Origin of the sequence: Flavonifractor sp. An91 (assembly GCF_002159225.1) — a bacterium.
Classification (GTDB): domain Bacteria; phylum Bacillota; class Clostridia; order Oscillospirales; family Oscillospiraceae; genus Flavonifractor; species Flavonifractor avicola.
Map to the genome: position 1 here is coordinate 50,007 of NZ_NFHA01000006.1, position 21,491 is coordinate 71,497.

General features: G+C 62.2%; 21 protein-coding genes. 16 read left to right on the top strand and 5 right to left on the bottom strand.

Annotation, left to right across the window (positions count from 1 at the left end; translation table 11 throughout):
• Positions 1-204 precede the first annotated feature (204 nt).
• The 5 genes from B5G42_RS05415 to B5G42_RS05435 form a co-directional block, all read right to left on the bottom strand.
• Positions 205-1,194 carry an ABC transporter permease gene (locus B5G42_RS05415; protein ID WP_087267547.1) on the bottom strand — a complete coding sequence of 330 codons (990 nt, stop codon included), beginning with the start codon at positions 1,192-1,194 and terminating at the stop codon, positions 205-207.
• Positions 1,194-2,279, bottom strand: a complete 1,086-nt coding sequence (locus B5G42_RS05420; protein ID WP_087267550.1) for an ABC transporter permease — start codon at positions 2,277-2,279, stop codon at positions 1,194-1,196. Before B5G42_RS05420 ends, B5G42_RS05415 begins: the two co-directional genes overlap by 1 nt.
• Positions 2,272-3,852: an ABC transporter ATP-binding protein gene (locus B5G42_RS05425; protein WP_087267554.1), complete on the bottom strand. Its 1,581-nt coding sequence runs from the start codon at positions 3,850-3,852 to the stop codon at positions 2,272-2,274. The genes B5G42_RS05420 and B5G42_RS05425 overlap by 8 nt, the downstream gene beginning before the upstream one ends.
• A 107-nt stretch (positions 3,853-3,959) precedes the next feature.
• Complete coding sequence (locus tag B5G42_RS05430) at positions 3,960-5,228, bottom strand: BMP family ABC transporter substrate-binding protein (RefSeq protein WP_087267557.1); 1,269 nt, start codon at positions 5,226-5,228, stop codon at positions 3,960-3,962.
• A 102-nt stretch (positions 5,229-5,330) separates the two neighbouring features.
• On the bottom strand, positions 5,331-5,903 hold the full coding sequence (locus tag B5G42_RS05435; RefSeq protein WP_087267560.1) for a xanthine phosphoribosyltransferase: 573 nt from the start codon (positions 5,901-5,903) through the stop codon (positions 5,331-5,333).
• 255 nt (positions 5,904-6,158) lie between these two features.
• Between B5G42_RS05435 and B5G42_RS05440 the strand changes: the two genes are divergently transcribed.
• From B5G42_RS05440 to B5G42_RS05515, 16 genes are all read left to right on the top strand, one after another.
• Positions 6,159-7,814 (top strand): S-layer homology domain-containing protein, encoded by a 1,656-nt coding sequence (locus B5G42_RS05440; protein ID WP_087267563.1) that lies wholly within the window; start codon positions 6,159-6,161, stop codon positions 7,812-7,814.
• Positions 7,815-7,851: 37 nt separating this feature from the next.
• Entirely contained in the window at positions 7,852-8,709 is an 858-nt protein-coding gene (locus tag B5G42_RS05445; RefSeq protein ID WP_343286691.1) for a YitT family protein, read from the top strand.
• A 156-nt stretch (positions 8,710-8,865) separates the two neighbouring features.
• Entirely contained in the window at positions 8,866-10,122 is a 1,257-nt protein-coding gene (locus B5G42_RS05450) for a peptidylprolyl isomerase (RefSeq protein ID WP_087267566.1), read from the top strand.
• Positions 10,123-10,296: 174 nt separating this feature from the next.
• Positions 10,297-10,653: a helix-turn-helix domain-containing protein gene (locus tag B5G42_RS05455; RefSeq protein WP_087267569.1), complete on the top strand. Its 357-nt coding sequence runs from the start codon at positions 10,297-10,299 to the stop codon at positions 10,651-10,653.
• A gap of 3 nt (positions 10,654-10,656) precedes the next feature.
• Positions 10,657-11,346 carry a response regulator gene (locus B5G42_RS05460; protein ID WP_087267572.1) on the top strand — a complete coding sequence of 230 codons (690 nt, stop codon included), beginning with the start codon at positions 10,657-10,659 and terminating at the stop codon, positions 11,344-11,346.
• 102 nt (positions 11,347-11,448) lie between these two features.
• Positions 11,449-12,255, top strand: a complete 807-nt coding sequence (locus B5G42_RS05465; protein WP_087187289.1) for a ParB/RepB/Spo0J family partition protein — start codon at positions 11,449-11,451, stop codon at positions 12,253-12,255.
• 277 nt (positions 12,256-12,532) lie between these two features.
• Positions 12,533-13,318 (top strand): ParA family protein, encoded by a 786-nt coding sequence (locus B5G42_RS05470; protein ID WP_087187288.1) that lies wholly within the window; start codon positions 12,533-12,535, stop codon positions 13,316-13,318.
• 2 nt (positions 13,319-13,320) lie between these two features.
• A complete protein-coding gene (locus B5G42_RS05475; RefSeq protein ID WP_087267575.1) occupies positions 13,321-14,211 on the top strand; it encodes a ParB/RepB/Spo0J family partition protein in 891 nt (296 codons plus the stop codon).
• Positions 14,208-14,759, top strand: coding sequence for a hypothetical protein (locus B5G42_RS18630; RefSeq protein WP_242955299.1), 552 nt, complete (start codon positions 14,208-14,210; stop codon positions 14,757-14,759). The genes B5G42_RS05475 and B5G42_RS18630 overlap by 4 nt, the downstream gene beginning before the upstream one ends.
• A 173-nt stretch (positions 14,760-14,932) precedes the next feature.
• Complete coding sequence (gene serS / locus B5G42_RS05485; RefSeq protein ID WP_087267578.1) at positions 14,933-16,234, top strand: serine--tRNA ligase; 1,302 nt, start codon at positions 14,933-14,935, stop codon at positions 16,232-16,234.
• A 52-nt stretch (positions 16,235-16,286) separates the two neighbouring features.
• Positions 16,287-16,706 (top strand): large-conductance mechanosensitive channel protein MscL, encoded by a 420-nt coding sequence (gene mscL / locus B5G42_RS05490; RefSeq protein WP_087187285.1) that lies wholly within the window; start codon positions 16,287-16,289, stop codon positions 16,704-16,706.
• Positions 16,699-17,052, top strand: coding sequence for a hypothetical protein (locus B5G42_RS05495; RefSeq protein WP_087267581.1), 354 nt, complete (start codon positions 16,699-16,701; stop codon positions 17,050-17,052). Before mscL ends, B5G42_RS05495 begins: the two co-directional genes overlap by 8 nt.
• A gap of 59 nt (positions 17,053-17,111) precedes the next feature.
• Entirely contained in the window at positions 17,112-18,941 is a 1,830-nt protein-coding gene (locus B5G42_RS05500) for a WG repeat-containing protein (RefSeq protein WP_087267585.1), read from the top strand.
• A gap of 62 nt (positions 18,942-19,003) precedes the next feature.
• Positions 19,004-19,765 (top strand): 16S rRNA (guanine(527)-N(7))-methyltransferase RsmG, encoded by a 762-nt coding sequence (rsmG, locus tag B5G42_RS05505; protein ID WP_087267588.1) that lies wholly within the window; start codon positions 19,004-19,006, stop codon positions 19,763-19,765.
• Between the two features lie 87 nt (positions 19,766-19,852).
• A complete protein-coding gene (gene minD / locus B5G42_RS05510) occupies positions 19,853-20,596 on the top strand; it encodes a septum site-determining protein MinD (RefSeq protein WP_087187281.1) in 744 nt (247 codons plus the stop codon).
• Positions 20,597-20,623: 27 nt separating this feature from the next.
• Complete coding sequence (locus B5G42_RS05515; RefSeq protein ID WP_087267592.1) at positions 20,624-21,040, top strand: methylglyoxal synthase; 417 nt, start codon at positions 20,624-20,626, stop codon at positions 21,038-21,040.
• Positions 21,041-21,491 lie beyond the last annotated feature (451 nt).

Below are 21,491 nucleotides of genomic sequence, written 5' to 3' on the forward strand. Positions count from 1 at the left end.
ATTTTGTTACCGCTCCTCCCGGAAATAGGGCAAACCGAGGGAGTTTGGCGGCTGCTTGACCCCCACGGGGCCTGTCCCGCGGGGACCCCCCCGATTTCTATTTGCGGCCGGGGAAAATGAATTCCCCCGGCCCGCGCGCCAAGGCGCGTCCCGCCTGCGGCGGGTCCCAAGACAAGCAGCTTTTACACTGGCAATCAATCCGGCTTACCGCTCCTCCCGGAAGTAGGGCAAACCGAGGGAGTTGGGCGGCTGCTTGTCTTTGCTGTTGCGCAGGGAGGTAAAGATCAGCACGATGACGGTGACCACATAGGGCAGGATCTTGTACAGTTCGTCGGGGATAAAGCCCAGGTGGAGCCGCTGGTACAGGATCATCAGCGCGCCGAAGAGGATGGAGCCCCAGATGGCGTTGAGGGGCCGCCACAGGCAGAAGATGACCAGGGCAACCGCCAGCCAGCCCTCGCCGGACAGGGCCTCGTGGTTCCACACGCAGCTGGCGATGGTCATGATATACACCATGCCGCCGATGGCCGAGATGCCGCCGCCGATGACGGTGGCCAGGTATTTGTACCGGGTGACGTTGACGCCGGCGGCGTCGGCGGTGGCGGGGGACTCACCCACCGCCCGCAGGGACAGGCCTGCCCGACTCTTGTTGAGGAACAGGTGCATCCCCACCGTCAGCACGATGCCCAGGTAGAGGAAGATGCTGTGTCCGAAGAGCAGGGGGCCCACCACCGGCAGCTGTTGCAGGGCCGCCGGGAAGGGGGAATTGAGAAAAACCGCCTTCAGGTCGTTGCTCACCGCCACATAGCCGCCGGAGGTCACCCGCATATACTCGCCGATGAACTGGCCGGCGCCGGTACCGAAGATGGCCAGGGCCAGACCGGTGACGTTCTGGTTGGCCCGGAGGGTGATGGTGAGGAAGGAGTAGATGAGGGCTCCAATGGCGCCCCCCAGGAAGGCGAAGAACAGGGCCAGGATGACGGCCAGCACGCCGCTGGTGCCGCCGGCCCCCTCGAAGTAGAAGGCAGCGCCCAGGCCCATGGCTCCGCCCATGAACATCATGCCCTCCACGCCCAGGTTCAGGTTGCCCGCCTTTTCCGACAGGATCTCACCCAGGGTGCCGTAGAGCAGGGGCACGCCGTTGAGAACGGCGGCCATGATCAGGAGCAGGACCGCGTTGCTGTTGATATCCATTACTTGGCCACCTCCTTATGGCTGCCCCGGAAGATGAGGCGGTAGTTGATGAAGAACTCACAGCCCAGCATACAGAACAGGAAGATGCCGGTGATGATGTCCGAGATGGAGGCGGGCACGGACAGCTGGGTCTGGAGGGTGTCGGCGCCCTTGTCCAGCACCGCCAGCAGCACCGAGATGCCCACCATGGCGAAGGGATTGAGCTGGGCCAGCCAGGCCACGGTGATGGCGGTAAAGCCCACACCGGCGGCCACGCCGGAGTACAGGGTGTTGTCGGCGCCGGAGCAGACGATGAAGCCCACCAGGCCGGCGATGGCGCCGGAGAGGAACATGGTCCGCATGATGATCTTGCCCACGTTCATACCGGCGTACCGGGCGGTGTTCTCGCTCTCGCCGATGACGGCGATCTCATAGCCCTGCTTGGTGTACTTCATGTAGAAGAACATGGCCACCGTCAGGACCAGGACGATGATCCAGCCGCAGTGGACCCCCAGCACCTTGGGCAGCACGGCGGCGGAGTCGAACTGGGGAATGATCTGGGAGCCGGGACGGCCCTCCCAGGGGCCGCCCTGGAGCCACTTCACCACGCCGATCATGATATAGTTCATCATCAGGGTGAACAGGGTCTCGTTGGTGCCCCACTTGGCCTTGAAGAAGGCGGGCACCAGGGCCCACAGGCCGCCGCAGATGGCGCCGGCCACGGCCATGACCACCAGCAGGGCGGGACCGGGCAGCTTATCCGCCCAGAACAGGGCGAAGTAGGAGGCGCCCACGGCGCCGGCGGTGATCTGGCCCTCGGCGCCGATGTTCCAGAAGCGCATTTTGAAGCAGGGGGCGATGGCCAGGGCGGTGCCCAGCAGAGGCACGGCGATCTTCACGGTCTGGCGGATGGCGGTGGGCTTGCCCAGGGAGCCGCCCACCATGGTGCCGAAGGCACCGAAGGGGTTGTGGCCCATGAGCAGGAAGATAAGGGCGCTGATGAGGATGGCCGCCAGGAAGGAGGCCCCGCGGATGGCCCACACCTGGCCCTTGGGCATACCGTCCCGCTTGGCCAGACGGATCAGGGGCGTATTGGATTCATGCACGGTCCTCTCCCTCCTTTCCGCCGCCCACATGGGTCATGAGCAGGCCTACCTGCTCCTTGGTGGCGGTGGGTCCGTCCACAATGCCGGACACCTGGCCGCCGCACAGCACCAGAATCCGGTCGCACAGCTCCAGCAGCACGTCCAGGTCCTCGCCCACCAGCAGCACCGCCACTTCCTTCATCTTCTGCTCGTTGAGCAGCCGGTAAATGGTGTAGGAGGAGTTGATGTCCAGGCCCCGGACGGGATAGGCGGTCATGAGCACGGTGGGGGTGGAGGCGATCTCACGGCCCACCAGCACCTTCTGCACGTTGCCGCCGGACAGACGGCGCACGGGGGTGGCCACCCCGGGGGTGACGATCTCCAGCTCGTCGATGAGCTTTTCCGCCAGGGCCTTGGGGGCCTTCCGGTCCACCAGGGGGCCAGGGGTGTCCTTGTAGGTCTTGAGCATCATGTTGTCCACCATGCCCATGCCCCCCACCAGGCCCATGCCCAGCCGGTCCTCGGGCACAAAGGCCAGGGAGACGCCCACCTTGCGGATCTGGCCGGGGGTCTTGCCCACCAGCTCCTCCCCCGCCTTATCCACCGGCACATGGTGGCCGGCAATGTCGCTGTTGGGGTGGGGCGGATAGTAGAAGATGTGGCCGGAGTCCGCCTTCTGCAGGCCGGCAATGGCCTCCAGCAGCTCCTTCTGGCCGGAACCGGCGATACCGGCGATGCCCAGGATCTCACCGCCGAAGGCCTGGAAGGAGATGTCCTTCAGCACCGGCAGGCCCTCGCCGTTGCGGCAGTTGAGGCCCTTCACCTCCAGCCGCAGGTCCTTGTACTTGGCCTGGGGCCGGTCGATGTTCAGGGTGACGGCGTGGCCCACCATCATCTCGGTGAGCTTCTGGGGGTTGGTGTCGCAGGTGTTGACGGTGCCGATGTACTTGCCCTTGCGGAGGACCGCCACCTTGTCGGACAGGGCCATCACCTCGTGGAGCTTATGGGTGATGATGACGATGGCCTTGCCGTCGGCCTTCATGGCCCGGAGGATATTGAAGAGCCGCTCGGTCTCCTGGGGGGTAAGGACGGCAGTAGGCTCGTCCAGGATGAGGATCTCAGCCCCCCGGTAGAGCACCTTGACAATCTCCACCGTCTGCTTCTCGGACACCGACATATCATAGACCTTCTTGTTGGGGTCGATGCCGAAGCCGTACTTGTCGCTGATGGCCTGGACCTGGGCGGCCACCGCCTTGCGGTCGTGCTCCTTCCCCTTCAGGCCCAGGGCGATGTTCTCGGCGGCGGTAAACACCTCCACCAGCTTGTAGTGCTGGTGGATCATGCCAATGCCGTGGGCAAAGGCGTCCTTGGGAGAGCGGATGGTCACCGGCTTGCCGTCGGCCAGAATCTCGCCCTCGTCGGGGAGATAGATGCCGGAGAGCATATTCATCAGCGTGGTCTTGCCGCTGCCGTTCTCTCCCAGCAGGGAGAGGATCTCCCCCCGGTTGATGGCCAGGTCAATGCCATCGTTGGCCACCACCTTGCCGAAGCGTTTGGTGATGTGCCTGAGTTCAATTGCATGGACAGGTTCCAAGGCTGTCATCCTTCCTGTGATGAGACGTGGGTGGGTGCTTTACGGGATTTCCCGGGAAAGGACAGAAAAGAGGGCTGCGTGTGCAGCCCTCTTTTGGGTTAAGGTCATCAATAGGCGGAGTTGAGCCACTCGATGCCGTCGATCTGCACGGTGAAGTAAGGCGCAGACTGGAAGTAGGACTCATGGAAAGCGCCGTCAAACACGGCCTCCTGGTCATCGGCCACGAAGTCGCCGTCGGTATCCAGGGCCATACAGGTGGTGAGGGGCTGGCCCTCCACGGTGAAGGTGGAGGTGTCGAACACCTGCAGCTCGCCGGAGCGGATCTGCTCCTCCACCTCGGCCAGCTTCTCAGCGGTGCCCTCGGCGGCGATGTCGGTGTTCAGCTCGGTCATAACCACAGCGCCCTCGTCCATGCCGTGGCACCAATCCTGGTCGAACTCCTCGCCGTTGGCCACGGCCTCGATGGCGTACTCAAAGTACACGGACCAGTCGATGCGGGTACCGATGAGGGAGGAATCGGGAGCCACGGAGATCATGTCGTTGTTGTAGCCGGTGTGGAAAGCGCCGTTGTTCTGAGCGGCGGTGGCGGGGGTGGTGTTGTCGGAGTGCTGGGAGATCATGACGCAGCCGGCGTCGCACAGAGCCTGGGCGGCGTTGCCCTCCTCAGAGGCGTCGGACCAGGAGCCCACGAACTGGACCTTCATGGTCACGCTGGGGCACACGCTCTTGGCGCCCAGGTAGTAGGCGGTAAAGCCGGAGATCACTTCGGCGAAGGAGTAGGCGCCCACATAGCCGATGACGGCCTGGTCGGCGGTGATCTCGCCGTTGTCGATCATCTCCTGGAGCTTCATGCCGGCCACCACGCCGGCCAGGTAGCGGCCCTCATAGATGTTGGCGAAGGCGTTGTGAGTGTTGTCCAGGCCGTCGTTCCAGGAGGCCTGGTTGGTGCAGGCGATGAACTCGATCTCGGGGTAGTCGGGAGCCACCTTCAGCATGAAGGGCTCAAAGCCGTAGGAGTTGTTGATGATCAGGTCGCAGCCGGCCTCGGCCAGCTCGATGTTGGCGTCCTCACAGGAGGAGTCCTCGCCGATGTTCCACTTGACCTGCCAGTCCACGGTGATGCCCTTGGCGGCCAGCTTCTCGGTGACGGCCTCCTTGCCGCGAATGAAGTTGTAGGTGTAGCCCTGGTCGTTCTCGTCGCCGATGCAGATCAGGCCCACCTTGACGGTCTTGCCCTCACCAGAGGGGGTCTCGGTGCTGCCGGAAGTGGTCTCGCCGCCAGCGGGGGTCTCGCTGTCCCCACCGCCGCCGCAGGCAGCCAGGCCCACCATCATGGCGCCAGCCAGGAGCAGTGCAAGCAGTTTTCTCTTCTTCATGTCCAAGTTTCCTCCTTTGATCCACAAAATCTTCCATTCTTTCCTTCAAAACAGCCTGCTTCCCCACAGGCTGGTCTGAACACACTCATGACGGCAGGCCGCTCAGCAGAACTCCACGCCGTCCTCTACACTCATACTCTTAATTCTCGCAAGAGATTCCACCCGCACGCCCATGCCGCGGATCAGGTCGCCGCCGGGCTGGAAGGCCTTCTCTACGGCGATACCGGCGCCCACCAGGGCAGCCCCGGCGTCCCGCACCAGCTTGATGAGGCCCTGGAGGGCAGAGCCGTTGGCCAGAAAGTCGTCAATGATGAGCACCCGATCCTCGGGCAGCAGGAACTGCTTGGCCACAATGATATCGTACACCTTGCCGTGGGTGAAGGACTCCACCTTGGAGGTGTACACGTCGCCGGCGATGTTCTTGGTCTTGTTCTTCTTGGCGAAGATCACCGGACAATCAAAAAACTGCGCGGCCACACACGCGATCCCGATCCCCGATGCCTCGATGGTCAAAATCTTGGTAACCCCGCAGTCCTTGTACAAACGCAAAAATTCCTTACCCATTTCCTGAAACAGCCTGACATCCATCTGATGATTGAGGAAGCTGTCCACCTTCAGCACGCCGCCTTCCCGAATGATGCCGTCGGTGCGGATGCGATCTTCCAGCAATTTCATATCGCCGTCTCCTTAACAAAAAATTCATTTTTATTGTATCGAATTCTGCATCCCTCTGCAACCGACCATATTCTATCAAAAAACAGCGTTCTCGTCACCCCTTTTTATTCATTTTGTCTGATTTATACAGGTTTTTTCTGCCTCCCGCCCGGGAGGCCCTCCGTTTTTCGTTGTACTTTGCCTGCTCCTTTGTTAAAATAATAGATGTCAGACCCAATTCCCTGTTTTACCCATGATAAAGGAGGTCTTTTTTTCATGAAGCGCCGGATCTGTGCGGCGGCTCTCACCGCCGTTTTACTGCTTTGTGCCGCACCCCTCTCCCCCGCCGCCCGGGCTTTTTCCGATACCAGCGGCCACTGGGCCCAGGCCGACATCGACAAGGCCCGGGATTACGGCCTGATGGAGGGCTATCCCGACGGCCGGTTCGGCATCGGCGACGACATCACCCGGGCGGAATTTGTCACCGTCCTGTGCCGGATGTTTGACTGGGACATGATCTCCCCGTCCTCCCCCTCCTACATAGACTGCGGCACCAAGGAGTGGTACTACTCCGCGGTGGAGACCGCCCGGGCCCACGACGTGATGGACCCCAACGGCGCCTTCCGGCCCCTGGATCTCATCAGCCGGGAGGAGATGGCGGTGATGCTGGTCCGGGCCCTGGGGTACGACACCCTGGCCCAGGATCTGTCCTCCCTGTCCCTCCCCTTTGACGATGTGAAGAGCAGCGCGGGCTACATCGCCATTGCCTATGACATCGGCATGATCAAGGGGGTGGCCGGCCCCAACGGTCAGCTCAAGTTCCTGCCCTCCCACTCCGCCACCCGGGAGGAGGCCGCCACCATGCTGGTGCGGGTATATGAGCGGTACATCTCCAAGGTGGACTGGCTCCACGGCTTCTACGCCTTCTCCTCCTACTCCCAGATCAACCTGACCGCCGATATGGACGCCGTCAGCGTGGGCTGGGCCCGGCTGGAGTACGGCGAAAACGGCCCCACCCTCAACTCCACCAGCGCAAACGGCAACGACTGGGTGAAACCCTCCGATCCCACCCCCGCCACCGACTACTTTACCAGCCACGGGGTAGACTACAACCTGTGTGTCTTTGGCTCGGCCACCGACTCCGTGACCCTGGCCGACGGCTCCACCACCTCCACCGTGGCCGCTGTGGTCAACAACTCCAACGCCCGGGCCCAGGCCATTGACGCCCTGGTGGCCGCCGCCGGGGACTACGCCGGCCTCACCATCGACTTTGAGGGGCTGAAGGGGGATACCATAAAGAAGAATTATGTCACCTTCATGCAGGAGCTGCGGGCCGCTCTGCCCGACAGCAAGACCCTGTATGTGTGCGTACAGCCCGACACCTGGTACACCGGCTTTGACTACCGGGGCCTGGGGGATGTGTGCGAAAAAGTGATCCTTATGGCCCACGACTACCAGTGGACCTCCATCCCGGAGTCCTATGTGGGCACCGGCAACACCAACTCCCCCGTCACCCCCATTGCCAGCGTGTACGAGGCCCTGCGGGACATCACCGATCCAAACACCGGCGTCCGGGATGCGAGCAAGATCGCTCTGGCCATCTCCTTCGGCACCGCCGGGTTCCACATCGATGAGGAAGGAAAACTCCTTGACACCACTATCTACCACCCCGGCGCCTCCACCCTGGCCGCCCGGCTGGCCCAGCCGGACACGGTGGTGACCTACAGCGACAAGTACCGCAATCCCTGCGCCATCTACACCAATGAGGAGGGCGAGAGATACAAAGTGTGGTATGAGGACGCCCGCAGCGTGGCGGACAAGCTCCAGCTGGCCAGGATGTTCGGCATTACCGGGGTATCCCTGTGGCGGGTGGGCACCATCCCCGCCAGCAGCGGATATGACGTGTGGAGCGCCGTCCAGGCCGCCCGATGACCTGCTCCGCACCCCTTGAAGAAAAGGAGAGATGGACATGATATCGGACAAAAAGCGATTCTGGAAGGAATTTCTTTGGATGAACGTGGCCACGGTCATGATCTCCGTGGGCGTCTACTGCTTCAAATTCCCCAACAACTTCTCCATGGGCGGTGTGTCCGGCCTGTCCATCCTGCTGGGCAAGGTGCTGCCTGTGCTGTCGGCCTCCTCCTACAACACCATTATTAATGTGCTCTTCCTCATCCTGGGCTTTCTCATGCTGGACAAGAGCTTTGGGTTCCGGACAGTATACTGCTCCCTGCTGTCGGCGGGCCTGATCCAGGTGTTCTCCTGGGTGTGGCCCCTCACCGCTCCCCTCACCGACCAGCTGATGCTGGAGCTCTTCTTCGCGGTCATCCTGCCCGCCCTGGGGGCCGCCATTCTGTTCAACATTGACGCCTCCTCCGGCGGCACCGACATCGCCGCCATGATTTTGAAGAAGTACACCGGTCTGGACGTGGGCACCGCCCTGCTCATCTCGGACGTGGCCATTGCGGCCGCCGCCCTCTTCGTCTTTGACGCCACGGCGGGCCTGTGCTCCCTTCTGGGTCTGGCCCTCAAGTCGGTGCTGGTGGACTCGGCCATCGAGTCTCTCAACCGCCGGAAGGCCTTCTTTGTCATCACCTCCGACCCGGAACACGTCTGCGACTATGTGACCCATACCCTGGTGCGGGGCGCCACCGTCTGGACCGCTCAGGGCGCCTACACCCACGACGTCCACCATGTGGTGCTCACCGTCCTCTCCCGGGGCCAGGCGGTGGCCCTGCGCCGCCACCTGAAGCAGGTGGACCCCCACGCCTTTATGATCGTGGCCAACTCCAGCGAGATTTTCGGCAAGGGCTTCCTGCGGGCGTAGGGGCAGAACACCGATAGATCTATACCCCCTGTACCGGGGCGGCGTTTGTGAATTTTCGATGAACGCCGCCCCGGTTTTCTTGCCTGTAGAGAAAAAAAGGTGTACACTAATGCTGTTTCGCCGGAACAGTCCGGCAATCACAAGGAGGAACGAGATATGAATTGGAAGAAGCTCTTGTGCGCCGGACTGAGCGGCGCGCTTCTGGCCGGGGCCATGGCCGGTTGCAGCACGGCGGAGCCTCAGCCCACCCCCGCTGCCGACGACATCGCCTACCAGGCCACCGGCCTGAGCCGGGATACCGTACTCTTTACCGTGGACGGCCGGGAGGTCACCGCCGACCAGTATCTGTATTGGCTGCTGACCAGCATCTCCACCGCCAAGAGCGCCGGCTATCTGGCCGACGACGAGGCCTGGGAGGAGGAGATCGAAGGTCAGCCCACCGCCGACTATCTGAAGGAGCAGGCCCTGGAGATCAGCAAGCTGTACGCCTCCGTGGCTAACCACGCCGATGAGGCGGGCATCGTGGTCACCGAGGATCAGCGGGCCGAGGCTGAGGAGCAGCTGGACCAGATGGGCGCCATGTATGAGGCCTACTACGGCCTGACCACCCAGGAGTGGCTGGACCAGCAGTGCATCAGCCGGGAGGGCTACCTGGGCCTGAACGACGCCTACTACCTGGTGTCCGGCCTGGAGGAGTCCCTGAAGGAGTCCGGCGAGCTGGACCCCACCAATGATGACATCCGGAACATGATCGATTCCGAGGGCATTTACAGCTGCAAGCACATCCTGCTGGCCTTCCCCCAGCACGACGACGGCTCCGATCCCACCGATGAGGAGAAGGCGGCCACCAAGGCGGAGGCCGACGCCCTGTATGCTGAGATCACCGCCGCTGCCGATCCCGCCGCCGCCTTTGACGCCGCCATGAATGAGAAGAGCGACGACGGCCGGGACGAGACCACCGGCGAACTGTATAAGCCTGAGGGTTACACCTTCCTGTCCACCGGCGCCATGGTGGACGGCAGCGGCTCCCTGGTCACCGAGTTCGTCACCGCCGGTACCGAGCTGGAGGTGGGCCAGATCAGCCAGCCCGTGGAGACCGACTACGGCTACCACATCCTGCTGCGGCAGGACGCCGACAATGAGGAGACCCGCACCGCCTACACCGACTATGCCATGAACCAGCTGCTGGACCAGTGGACGGCGGACGCCAAGGTGGAGACCACCGAGGCCTATGACAACCTGGACCCCAAGGCCTTCTACGACTTCATGATGAACATGGTCCTGGAGTGGCAGGAGGAGCAGCAGGCCGAGGCCGAGGCCGCCGCCTCTGCCAGCCCCTCGGCAGAGACCGAGAGCCCCGCTCCTGAGACCGAATCCCCCGCGGCGGAGCCTTCCGCCTCCCCCGCAGCCTGAGGCCCTTTTTCGCATCCCCACGCAGCAGCCCGGCTTTGTCCCGGCTGCTGCGTTTTTTATTCATTCTTTCAACTATAATTATTTGATTTAAAACGATAGTTTCTTGTAAAAATACTGAGTTGTGACACCCTATATCTATAGTTGGGATATCCTCAGATATGCGGGGTGGCTGCTGTGGAAAAACAAGAGAAAAAGCGGTGGCTGGGTGAAGTGGGCACACGGGTGTGGAACTCCCGCGCCCAGCTGGGCATGAGCCGGGAACAGCTGGCCGAGCGGCTTGGCATTACAGCTCAGTACGTCAGCGACATTGAGCAGGGTAAAAAGTGTATGTCTATGTCTATTTTTGTCGAAATGAGCCAGGTGCTGGGAGTAGGACTGGACTTCCTGGCCCACGGCACTCCGCCGGAGGACCCGGCGGTGGATCGACTGGAGCGCCATCTGCGCCAGACCTCTCCTCTGGACCGGGAACTGGCCGCCCATATGCTTCTGCTGGCCCTGGAGGCGGCAGAGGCCATGGGCCCGGAGGAATAGGGCATGGCTGCCCACATTCGGGTGCTGGTGGCGGAGGACGACCCCGCCGCCCGGCGGCTGCTGAGCGAAGCCCTGCCCCGGCTGCCCGGGCTCTCCCTGTGCGGTGTGGCCGCCGACGGGCTGGAGTGCCTGGCCCTCATAGACCTGCTGCAGCCCGACGCGGTGCTGCTGGACCTGGTCATGCCCAACCTGGACGGGCTGGGGGTGCTGCGGGCCATGGGCCGGCGGCGGGATGGCCCTGTGGTGGTGGTCACCTCCCAGATCTCCCACCAGGGGGTGGTGGGGTGCGCCCTTTCCCTGGGCGCCAGCTACTATCTGGTCAAGCCGGTAAACGTTCAGGCCCTGCCGGAACTGCTCCAGTTCCTCTGCGGTGCGCCTCTGGAGCGTCAGGCTCTGGAACTGCTGTCCTCCATGGGAGCCTCCGGCCTGGGCATGGAGGCGGCTGCACGGGCCGCCGTGGTCCTCCATCAGCACCCCAACGCCCTGCTGAAGGAGGCTTACGCCCCCACCATTGCCGGTCAGCGCACCTGTTACGGCAGCGTGGAAAAGAACATCCGCTCCATGGTGGACAAGCTCCACGCCGCCGCCCGCCCGGCTTACATCGACCTGATGGGCGGCCTGCCGCCCCAGCGGCCCAGCAATCTGATCTTTCTCCGCCACCTGGCCCAGGCTCTGGACCAGGGCGGCGGGTAAATGGAAAATATTTCCCATTCGACACCCTTAGGCCTCTTTTGCGGAAAAATATGGTAATCTATAGTCAGACCAACTACTTACCACCGCGAAGGAGGCGCTTTTATGCCGTTGCTACGTCGAAAGGGCCTGTTTGAAAGCAACCGGGTCCAGTTTATGCCCATTTCCGCCATCTCCCCCAATCCGGCCCAGCCCAGAAAGGTCTTTGCCCAGGACGGGCTGGAGGAATTGGCGGCCAGCATTAAGGAGCACGGGGTGCTTCAGCCCCTGTCGGTGCGCCGGACAAGCACCGGGCTGGAGCTGGTATCGGGAGAACGCCGTCTGCGGGCCTCCAAGCTGGCGGGGCTCACCGAAGTGCCCTGTATCATTGTCAGTGTAGACGGGCAGGAGTCCTCCCTGCTGGCCCTGGTGGAAAATTTGCAGCGCCGGGACCTGGACTTTGTGGAGGAGGCCGCCGCCCTGTCCTCTCTCATTCAGACCTACCGGCTCTCCCAGGAGGAGGCCGCCAAACGGGTGGGCAAGTCCCAGTCCGCCGTGGCCAATAAGCTGCGGCTGCTGCGGCTCCCCCCTGCCGCCCTGTCGGTCCTGCGGGAACACGGCTGCACCGAGCGCCACGCCCGGGCCCTCCTGAAACTGGACGACCCTGCCGCCCAGGAGGCCGCCGCCCGCTATGTGGCGGAGGAGGGACTGACGGTGGCCAAGACCGAGCAATATGTGGAGGAGCTGCTCCACCCCGCCCCGGACAAGCCCGCCCGAAAGAAGCCCGCCTTTATTATTAAGGATGTGCGGCTCTTCCTCAACACCGTTACCCGTGGGCTGTCCATTATGAAGAGCGCCGGGGTGAACGCCAACTGCAAACGCCAGGAGACGGCGGACTCCATCCAGCTGACCATTACCATTCCCAAATCATAGCCTTCCCTCTCTTTTGGAGTGTTTCACTGTTTCACGTGAAACACTCCCTCTTTTTTTATAGTGCCCTCGCGCCAGCACAGCTGCCGCGACCTACGCTAAAAATGTGCCACCGGCACATTTTCTTTACGCTGCGGCGTGGAACATCCGGTCTTTTTCTGTTTGACAATTAAGCTGTGTTTCACGTGAAACACCCATTCTTTTTCTTTTGCTGTTGAATTGCGTCAGGCAAGGGGATATAATAGAGCCTGAACCTTTACAAGAAAAAGGCAGGTGCGCTATGGCAAAAACCATCGCTATTGTAAATCAGAAGGGCGGGGTGGGCAAAACCACCACCTGCGTCAACCTGGCCGCCGCCCTGAAAAAGCTGGACCAGCGGGTGCTGGTCTGCGACTTTGACCCCCAGGCAAATACCACCTCCGGTTTCGGCGTGGACAAGACCATCTCCCCCAACATCTACGATGTGCTTCTCAACGGCGCCGACGTACACAAAGCCGTGGTATCTACCCCCTATGTGGACGTGATCCCCGCCAACAAGTCTCTGGCAGGCGCCACGGTGGAGATGATCACCGCCGACCACCGGGAGTATCTGCTAAAAAACGCCCTGGATACCCTGGAGACAGACTATGACTATATCTTCATTGACTGTCCCCCCTCTCTGGAGCTGCTCACCCTCAACGCCCTGTGCGCCGCCGATTCCGTGCTGGTACCGGTGCAGTGTGAGTATTACGCGCTGGAAGGACTGAGCGACCTGCTCTCCACCATCCGCATCGTCAAGCGCTCCCTCAATCCCAGAATCGGACTGGAAGGTGTCATCCTCACCATGTACGACGGACGGACCAATCTGTCCATGCAGGTGGCGGAGGAGGTCAAGCGCCACTTCCCTGGGCAGGTGTACGCCACGGTGATCCCCCGCAACGTCCGTCTGTCCGAGGCCCCCAGCTTTGGCAAGCCCGTGCAGGCCTATGACCCCTATTCCCGGGGGGCCGAGGCCTATGGCGCCCTGGCGGCCGAGCTGCTGGAACACAACCAATTTGCCATTACCCGGGAAGAAAGGAGCGAATGACTATGGCATTGGAACGCGGCCTGGGCAGAGGCCTGGGCGCGCTGCTGGGCGACGCCGCCCTCCAGTCCCAGGAGGGTGGTTCCCTCTCCCTCCCCATCTCCCAAGTGGAACCCGGCCTGAAGCAGCCCCGGAAGCGGTTCGACGAGGAATCCCTCCAGGATCTGGCCGACTCCATCCGCACCCACGGGGTCATTCAGCCCCTCACCGTGCGGCGGCTGGCCTCCGGCTACTATCAAATTATCGCGGGCGAACGCCGGTGGCGGGCCGCCAAGATCGCGGGCCTCACCGAAATTCCCGCCGTTATTATTGAGGCCGACGACCGGAAGGTCATGGAGCTGGGCCTCATTGAAAACCTCCAGCGGGAGGACCTGAACCCGGTGGAAGAGGCCAACGGCTACAAAGTCCTGATGGACGAGTACGGCCTCACCCAGGAGGAGGTGGCCCAGCGGGTGGGCAAATCCCGCCCGGCGGTAGCCAACGCCCTGCGTCTGCTGGCCCTTCCCGATCCCGTCCACCAGCTGCTGGAGGAGGGCAAGCTGTCCGCCGGACACGCCCGGGCCATTCTGGCCGCCCCCACCGGCGAGCTGCAAAAGAAGCTGGCCCAGAAAGTCATTGCCGAGGACCTGAGCGTCCGGCAGACCGAAGCCCTGGCCAAGCGGTTGGCGGCCGGGGAAAAAGAGCCCTCCTCTCCCCCGCCCGGCCCCGACCTGACCATCTACCTGCGGGCAGCGGAAAAATCCCTGGCCGCCCGGTTTGGCCGCAAGGTCAATATTATCAGCGGTAAGAAAAAGGGTAAAATAGAACTGGAATACTATAATCCGGAGGATCTGAATACGCTGCTGGACCTGCTGGAACAGCTGCCTTCCTCCAATCAGGGAGGTGCCGACCTTTGAGCAAACCCGATCCCGAGAAGCAGGAGCGCAGCCGCCTCCAGCACGAGGCCGAGCATGAAAAGCCAACCAAGCGCAACCCGGTGCTCTTCTATCTGATGATCCTGTTTGCAGCGGCCTTCCTGCTGCTGCTCATGTCCTTCCTCATGCAGCGCCGGGCCAATCAGGAGGCCATCGACAACCTGCAGGAGACCTCCAACTCCGCCACCCAGTCCCTGCAAAATACCATTGCCCAGAATGAAACCCTGACCAAACAGGTGGAAGATCTGCAATCCGCTGTCTCCGACAACCAGCAGACCATCCGGGATCAGGAGGACCGTCTGGAGGAGCTGGAACAGGAGAACGAGGAGCTGACCAAGAGCACCCAGGCCATGGACTGGTTCTGGCAGATCAACGAAGCCTATGTGCGGGGCCGCTACACCCAGGCCCGCACCCTCATTGAGGATATGGGCGAAGAGCTGCCGGAGTACCTGCCCAAGGAGAGCATCACCGACAACGACCGCTTCTCCCCCTACGACCGCTATCAGGAGATCTACGAAGCCCTGTATTAAACGGTTTAGTGGGATATAACGCCCACCTTACCGAAGACATGATAGCCGAACAGAAGGCTTGGGCCACCTGTCACAACATTCTGCCCCGCACATTGTTTCACGTGAAACGGCAGGCGGAACAAAACCGCCTGCCTTCTCTTCCCTATCACACATCAGAAAGGTTGTATCACACCATGCTGGATATCAAGTTTGTTCGTGAGAACCCCGAGATCGTTAAGGAAAACATCAAGAAGAAGTTCCAGGACGAGAAGCTGCCCCTGGTGGATCAGGTTATCGCCCTGGACGCTGAGAACCGCAAGACCATCCAGGAGGCCCAGGATCTGCGTACCGCCCGCAACGCCAAGAGCAAGCAGGTAGGCGTGCTGATGGGCCAGTCCAAGAAGGACCCCTCCAAGCTGGTCGAGGCCGAGGCCCTGAAGGCCGAGGTCAAGGCGGACGCCGACCGTCTGGCCTTCCTGGAGAACCGGGAGACCGAGCTGGCCGAGGAGATCCGCAAGATCATGCTGGTCATCCCCAACATCATCGACCCCTCCGTGCCCATTGGTCCCGACGATTCCTGCAACGTGGAGGTTCAGCGCTTTGGCGAGCCGGTGACTCCCGACTATGAGATCCCCTACCACACTCAGATCATGGAGTCCTTCGACGGCATCGACATGGACGCCGCCGGCCGGGTGTCCGGCAACGGCTTCTACTATCTGATGGGCGACATTGCCCGCCTCCACGAGGCTGTACTGGCCTACGCCCGGGACTTTATGATTGACAAGGGCTTCACCTTCTGCGTGCCCCCCTTCATGATCCACGGCAACGTGGTGGAGGGCGTTATGTCCCAGACCGAGATGGACGCCATGATGTACAAGATCGAGGGCGAGGACCTGTATCTGATCGGTACCTCCGAGCACTCCATGATCGGCAAGTTCATCGACCAGATCATCCCCGAGGAGAAGCTGCCCCAGACCCTCACCTCCTACTCCCCCTGCTTCCGCAAGGAGAAGGGCGCTCACGGCATCGAGGAGCGGGGCGTGTACCGCATCCACCAGTTCGAGAAGCAGGAGATGGTGGTTGTCTGTAAGCCCGAGGACTCCATGAAGTGGTACGAGCAGATGTGGCGCTACTCTGTGGAGCTCTTCCGCTCCCTGGACATCCCCGTCCGTCAGCTGGAGTGCTGCTCCGGCGACCTGGCCGACCTGAAGGTCAAGTCCTGCGACATCGAGGCCTGGTCTCCCCGTCAGCAGAAGTACTTTGAGGTGTGCTCCTGCTCCAACCTGGGCGACGCCCAGGCCCGCCGCCTGAAGATGCGCGTCAAGGGCGAGAAGGGCACCTACCTGCCCCACACCCTGAACAACACCGTGGTGGCTCCTCCCCGTATGCTCATCGCCTTCCTGGAGAACAACCTCCAGGCCGACGGCAGCGTGAAGATTCCCGAGGTCCTGCGTCCCTACATGGGCGGCAAGGAAGTGCTGGTGCCCAAGCACTAATGAACGCAGGGTCGGCCCTTGTGGCCGCCCGCACAGAATAAAGGAGTACCAAATGTCCGCAAAAGAGAAAACCAAAGGCTTTATGGCCGAGTTCCGCAAGTTTATTGCCCGGGGCAACGTGATGGATCTGGCTGTCGGCGTCATCATCGGCGGCGCCTTCAAGACCATCGTGGATTCCCTGACCAACGACATCCTCATGCCCTTCGTGGGCCTGTTCATCGGCGAGTCCACCTTCGCCGCCCTCACCTTCCAGCTGGGAGGCGCCACCATCGCCTTCGGCAGCTTTATCCAGGCGGTGGTCAACTTCCTCATCATGGCCTTTGTCATCTTCTGTCTGGTGAAGGGCATCAACCGTTTCCACCGCAAAAAGGAGGAGGCCGCCGAGACCGCTCCGGCAGAGCCCGTGCTCACCACCCAGGAGCAGCTGCTCACCGAGATCCGTGACCTGCTGAAGGAGCAGAACCATGACTGACCGGCCCGACAACAACACCAACCGGGAGGAGCGGGAACCCTACGTTCCCGCCTCCCCGGTCAAGCGCATTATGGCCTGGGTGGGCATCGTGTATATGGTGGGCTTTGTGATCCTCAATATCTACCCCTTCTTTAACCAGGGGAACTACCTCACCGGCATCGCCCCCCTCTTCGCCTGCCCCGGCATTGCCGGCATCTTCGCCATCTCGGTCTATCTGGCCCGCCACCCGGACAGCACCTATTCCCGGAAGGTGTCTATGGCCATTCTGGCGGTACTCTGCGCCGTGGGGTTTGTGGTCAGCCTGATTCTGGGTGTGCCGCCCCTGCTGGCCAACTTCGGCGTCTGAACAAACAAAAGCCCGGAACGGCGCATCCCGCCGTCCCACCGTGAAATGGAGTACGCACGATGAAACGACTGCTCTCCCTGCTCGTGACCGGTTCTCTGCTTGTAACACCCGTCCTGGCCGCCCAAACCGGCGTGAAGGACTCCTTCCCCGCTGTGCGGGAGCCCGCGTCCTTCGCAGACGTGGCCAGCGGCAGCTGGTATACCGACGCCGCCGGTCTGTGCTATGCCACCGGCCTGCTCAACGGTACCGGCAGCGGAAACTTCTCCCCCAGCCGCTCCGTCACCATCGGCGAGGCTGCCACCCTGGCCGCCCGCATCCACCATATCCTGAGCGGCGGGGACGGCACCCTGCCTGAAGCACCGGCGGAGTGGGGCCAGGTAGTCCTCACCCGCGCCGACGGCGCCTCCGTCGGCCTCCACGAAAACAGTGACACCGGCTTCTGGCTGGATGAAAAGAGTCTCCAGCTCTGTTTCAATCTGGATGAAAGCTGGAATGCCGCCGAAGGCCAGACCGTTACCCTCACCTTCAACGGTACCAGCTACACCGGCACCCTCAATCGGCAGACCCAGAGCTGGAAGCCGCCGTTTTACTTCCAGCCTGACTTCCACAGTCAGAACTACCAGCAGTATTACGATGATCTGTGGGACGCCCTGTGGCGGCCCGCTCCCGGCAACTGGAGCCGAAACACCGCCTACTATCTGGAGACGGTGCTCCATACCGGTCCCAACCAGATCAACGATCTGGGCACAACCGCCACCCGGCTGGACTTTGTAAAGCTGCTCTCTCTGGTGTCCGGCGATCTGCTGGAGCCCATCAACGACATCACCGACTTCCCCGATGCCACCGAGGAGACCAAGGATGTGGTCCTCCCCTTCTATCAGGCGGGCATCCTCACCGGCACCGACGACTACGGCACCTTCCGGGCCAACGGCACCCTGAGCCGGGCGGAGATGGCCACCATGGCGGCCCGGCTCATCCGGCCGGAGCTGCGCCAGGAATTCACCATTAAGACGGTGGACGACAGCCGCTATACCCTTACTGCCCTGGATCTGAAGGGCGGTCAGGCCGAGGGCAGCTGGTCCACCTCCTCCCTGCTCCCTGTGACCTACGAGGACCACTGGGCCCTGTACCGTGCCGACGGCAGCTGGTACACCCCGGAGGAGGGCATGGTGTTCCTGGACGCCAACGAGGACGGCCTGGTGATGATGCAGGCCGCTGACGATAGCTACGCCGTGGCGGACAGCACCAAGGACTGGGCCGCCGTTCCCTTTACCCCCAACTGGTCCTGCAAGCTGCTGGGCGACGGTTTGTTTATCAGCCAGCCCTCCTATGGGGCCGATCCCATCCTCCACGACCGGACCGGCGCCTCCATTGCCACCCTCACCGGCGGCGGCCACTGGGACGTGCTCAGCGGCGGTCTGGCCCCCTGCCTGGACGAGAGCGCCCGGCTGTACGGCTTTGTGAACACCAAGGGCGAGTGGGTCATCCCGGCCCAGTACAACAGCGTGGAGCACTTTGCCGACGGCTATGCCATGGTCCGGAAGGACAGCGGCTGGGGCGTCATCGACACCACCGGCAAACTGGTGATCCCCTGCTCCTATCCCCAGCTCCGCCACCGGGGCGGCCCCTACTTCTACAGTTCCGCCGTGGGGGCGTCCGACGGCATCTGGCTCACCGCCGACGGCTCCGCCGTACCTGCCGCCGCCTCCTCCTACAACGGCCAGAACATCACCCTCACCGGAAACTACTTCCCCTGCGGCACCTACTACCTGGACCGGAACTTCCAGCCCGTCACCCCCCAGATCTTCGACTGGACCGGGCCGGTGGATGAAAACGGGCAGGCCTTTGTGGGGCTGGACGGGGCCACCTACCGGATCACTCTGAAGTAAGGGCCGGTTTTCCACATTCTCTCCCCTCTTGGGGAAACGTATCTGAAAAAGGAGTCAAATCCATGGCCGACGAGAAAAACACCACCCAGACTTCCACATCCTTTCGTCTGGACGCCCAGCTGCCCCGCATTCAGCAGGGGCTGGATACCCTGGGCATCCACACCCCGGGAGGCGCGGAAGCCCTGGCCCAATACGGCGCCATGCTGCTGGAGCAGAATCAGGTCATGAATCTGACCGCCATCACCGATCCCGACCAGGTGGTGGACCTCCACTTCCTGGACTGCGCCGCCCTGCTTACCATCGGCGAGGACTTCAAAGACAAGACCCTCATCGACGTGGGCACCGGCGCCGGGTTCCCCGGTATGCCCCTGAAGATCCTGGAGCCCTCTCTGAAGGTCACTCTGCTGGACAGTCTGGGCAAACGGGTCAACTGGTTGGAAACTGTATGTAAAGCGCTTTCCCTTGACGAAGTTACCTGTCTCCACGCCAGGGGCGAGGAGCAGGCTCACCAGGAGGGCTTCCGGGACAGCTTTGACTTCGCCGTGTCCCGGGCGGTGGCCTCTCTGGAGCTGCTCAGCGAACTGTGCCTGCCCTATGTAAAGGTGGGCGGCAAGTTCCTGGCCATGAAGAGCGTGGACAGCGGCGACGAGGTGGACAAGGCCTCCCGGGCCATCGCCAAGCTGGGGGGCCGCCTGCTGCCCCGGGTGGACTATGAGATCCCCGGCACCGGGGTCACCCACCGGGTGGTGGTGGTGGAGAAGGTCTCCCCCACCCCCAAAGGCTATCCCCGCCGGTGGGCCAGAATGCAGAAATCCCCCCTTTAGGGCAGATTTGTGCATATGTTACTAAGTTAAGCATTGCGTCTGACGAAATAATGTGTTATTCTAATCTTGTATGTCGGGAGTGAACCTATGTCCACAGCAATCGTTATCACTTCAGGGAAGGGCGGCACAGGAAAGACCTCCCTCACCGGCGGCGTAGGCTCCTGCCTGGCCGCTCTGGGGCATCAGGTCCTGTGCATCGATATGGATATCGGCCTGCGGAACCTGGACCTGAATCTGGGCCTCAGCGACCGGGCCCTGATGGACTTTACCGACGTGCTCTGCGGACGCTGTCCGCTGGAGCGGGCGGCAGTCCCCCACCCGGTGATCCAGGGTCTGAACCTGATCACCGCACCGGTGAATCTGCCCGACGAGCCCCTCAGCGAGTACGCCATGCGGGATCTGGTCCGCCAGGCCAAGCAGAAGTACGACTATATTTTGATGGACTCCCCCGCCGGACTGGGCGAGGGCTTCCGGCTGGCCTGCTGCGCCGCGGATCGGGCCATCGTGGTCTCCACCACCGATTCCTCCGCCCTGCGGGACGCACAGCGCACCGTGTCGGTGCTGCGCAAGCAGCTGCCCCAGCTCCACCTGGTGGTCAACCGGGTGCAGCCCAAGATCCTGCGGCGGCTCCACACCACCATTGACGACGCCATGGATACCGCCGGTCTGCCCCTGCTGGGCATCGTGCCGGAGGACCCCCAGGTCATCCTCAGCGCCAACCGGGGAGAACCCCTCATCCTGTGCGCCAGCCGAGGGGCTGCCATCGCCTACTTAAACATTGCCAAGCGGCTGACGGGACAAAAAGTCCCCCTGATGAAGCTTCGAGCCTGATATCTCGAAAGGAAGAGAAGGTGTAGTATGAATATCGCGTTGATGAGCCACGATCGAAAAAAAGAGCTGATGGTGCAATTCTGTATTGCGTACTGCGGCATCCTGTCCAAGCACACGATCTGCGCCACCAACACAACAGGCCGTCTGGTGGCGGAGGCTACCGGTCTGCCCGTCCAGCTCTTCCTGTCCCATGAGCACGGCGGCAGCCAGCAGATCGGCGCCCGCATCGCCTACAATGAGATCGATATGGTGCTCTTCTTCTCCGATCCTCAGTCCAACGATCTGGACGCGGATCTGAAGTATATCACCCGCCTGTGCGACCAGTACAACATCCCGGTAGCCACCAATGTGGCCACCGCTGAGATGTTGATTCATGGTCTGGAGCGGGGCGATCTGGATTGGAGAGACATCATCAATCCCAAGACCAAACCTTTTACCGCCTAAACAGCAAACCATCGCCCCGCTCCAGCACGCCGCCCCGGCGGCGCGGCGGCTCATGCCGCCGAAGGCCGGCGGAATTCACTTCCGGCGGCCGCATCTGAAATCACTGGGGTCCCCGCACGATGGATACCATCGGGTGGGGCGCGGGGCGACCTTGATTGGAGAGACATCATCAATCCCAAGACCAAGCCTTTTACCGCGTGATTCAGACGGGCGGCCCTGTGGGCCGCCCGTTTTATTGCCGCAAAGCGTGGAAAAGGATTGACTTTTCCCCCTTTTCGGGATAATATCGTAAGAGCTGAAACCGCAATGACGGAGCAAGTACCGCTCACACCGCCGCACCAGAGAAGGGTCCCCTGGCTGGAAGGACCTGCGGCAGGCGGCCGGGAGACGGCTCCACCAGCGGGCCCGGAGACGGGCGCGGTCCCCTTCCCGCAACAGAAGGCCAGAGGGC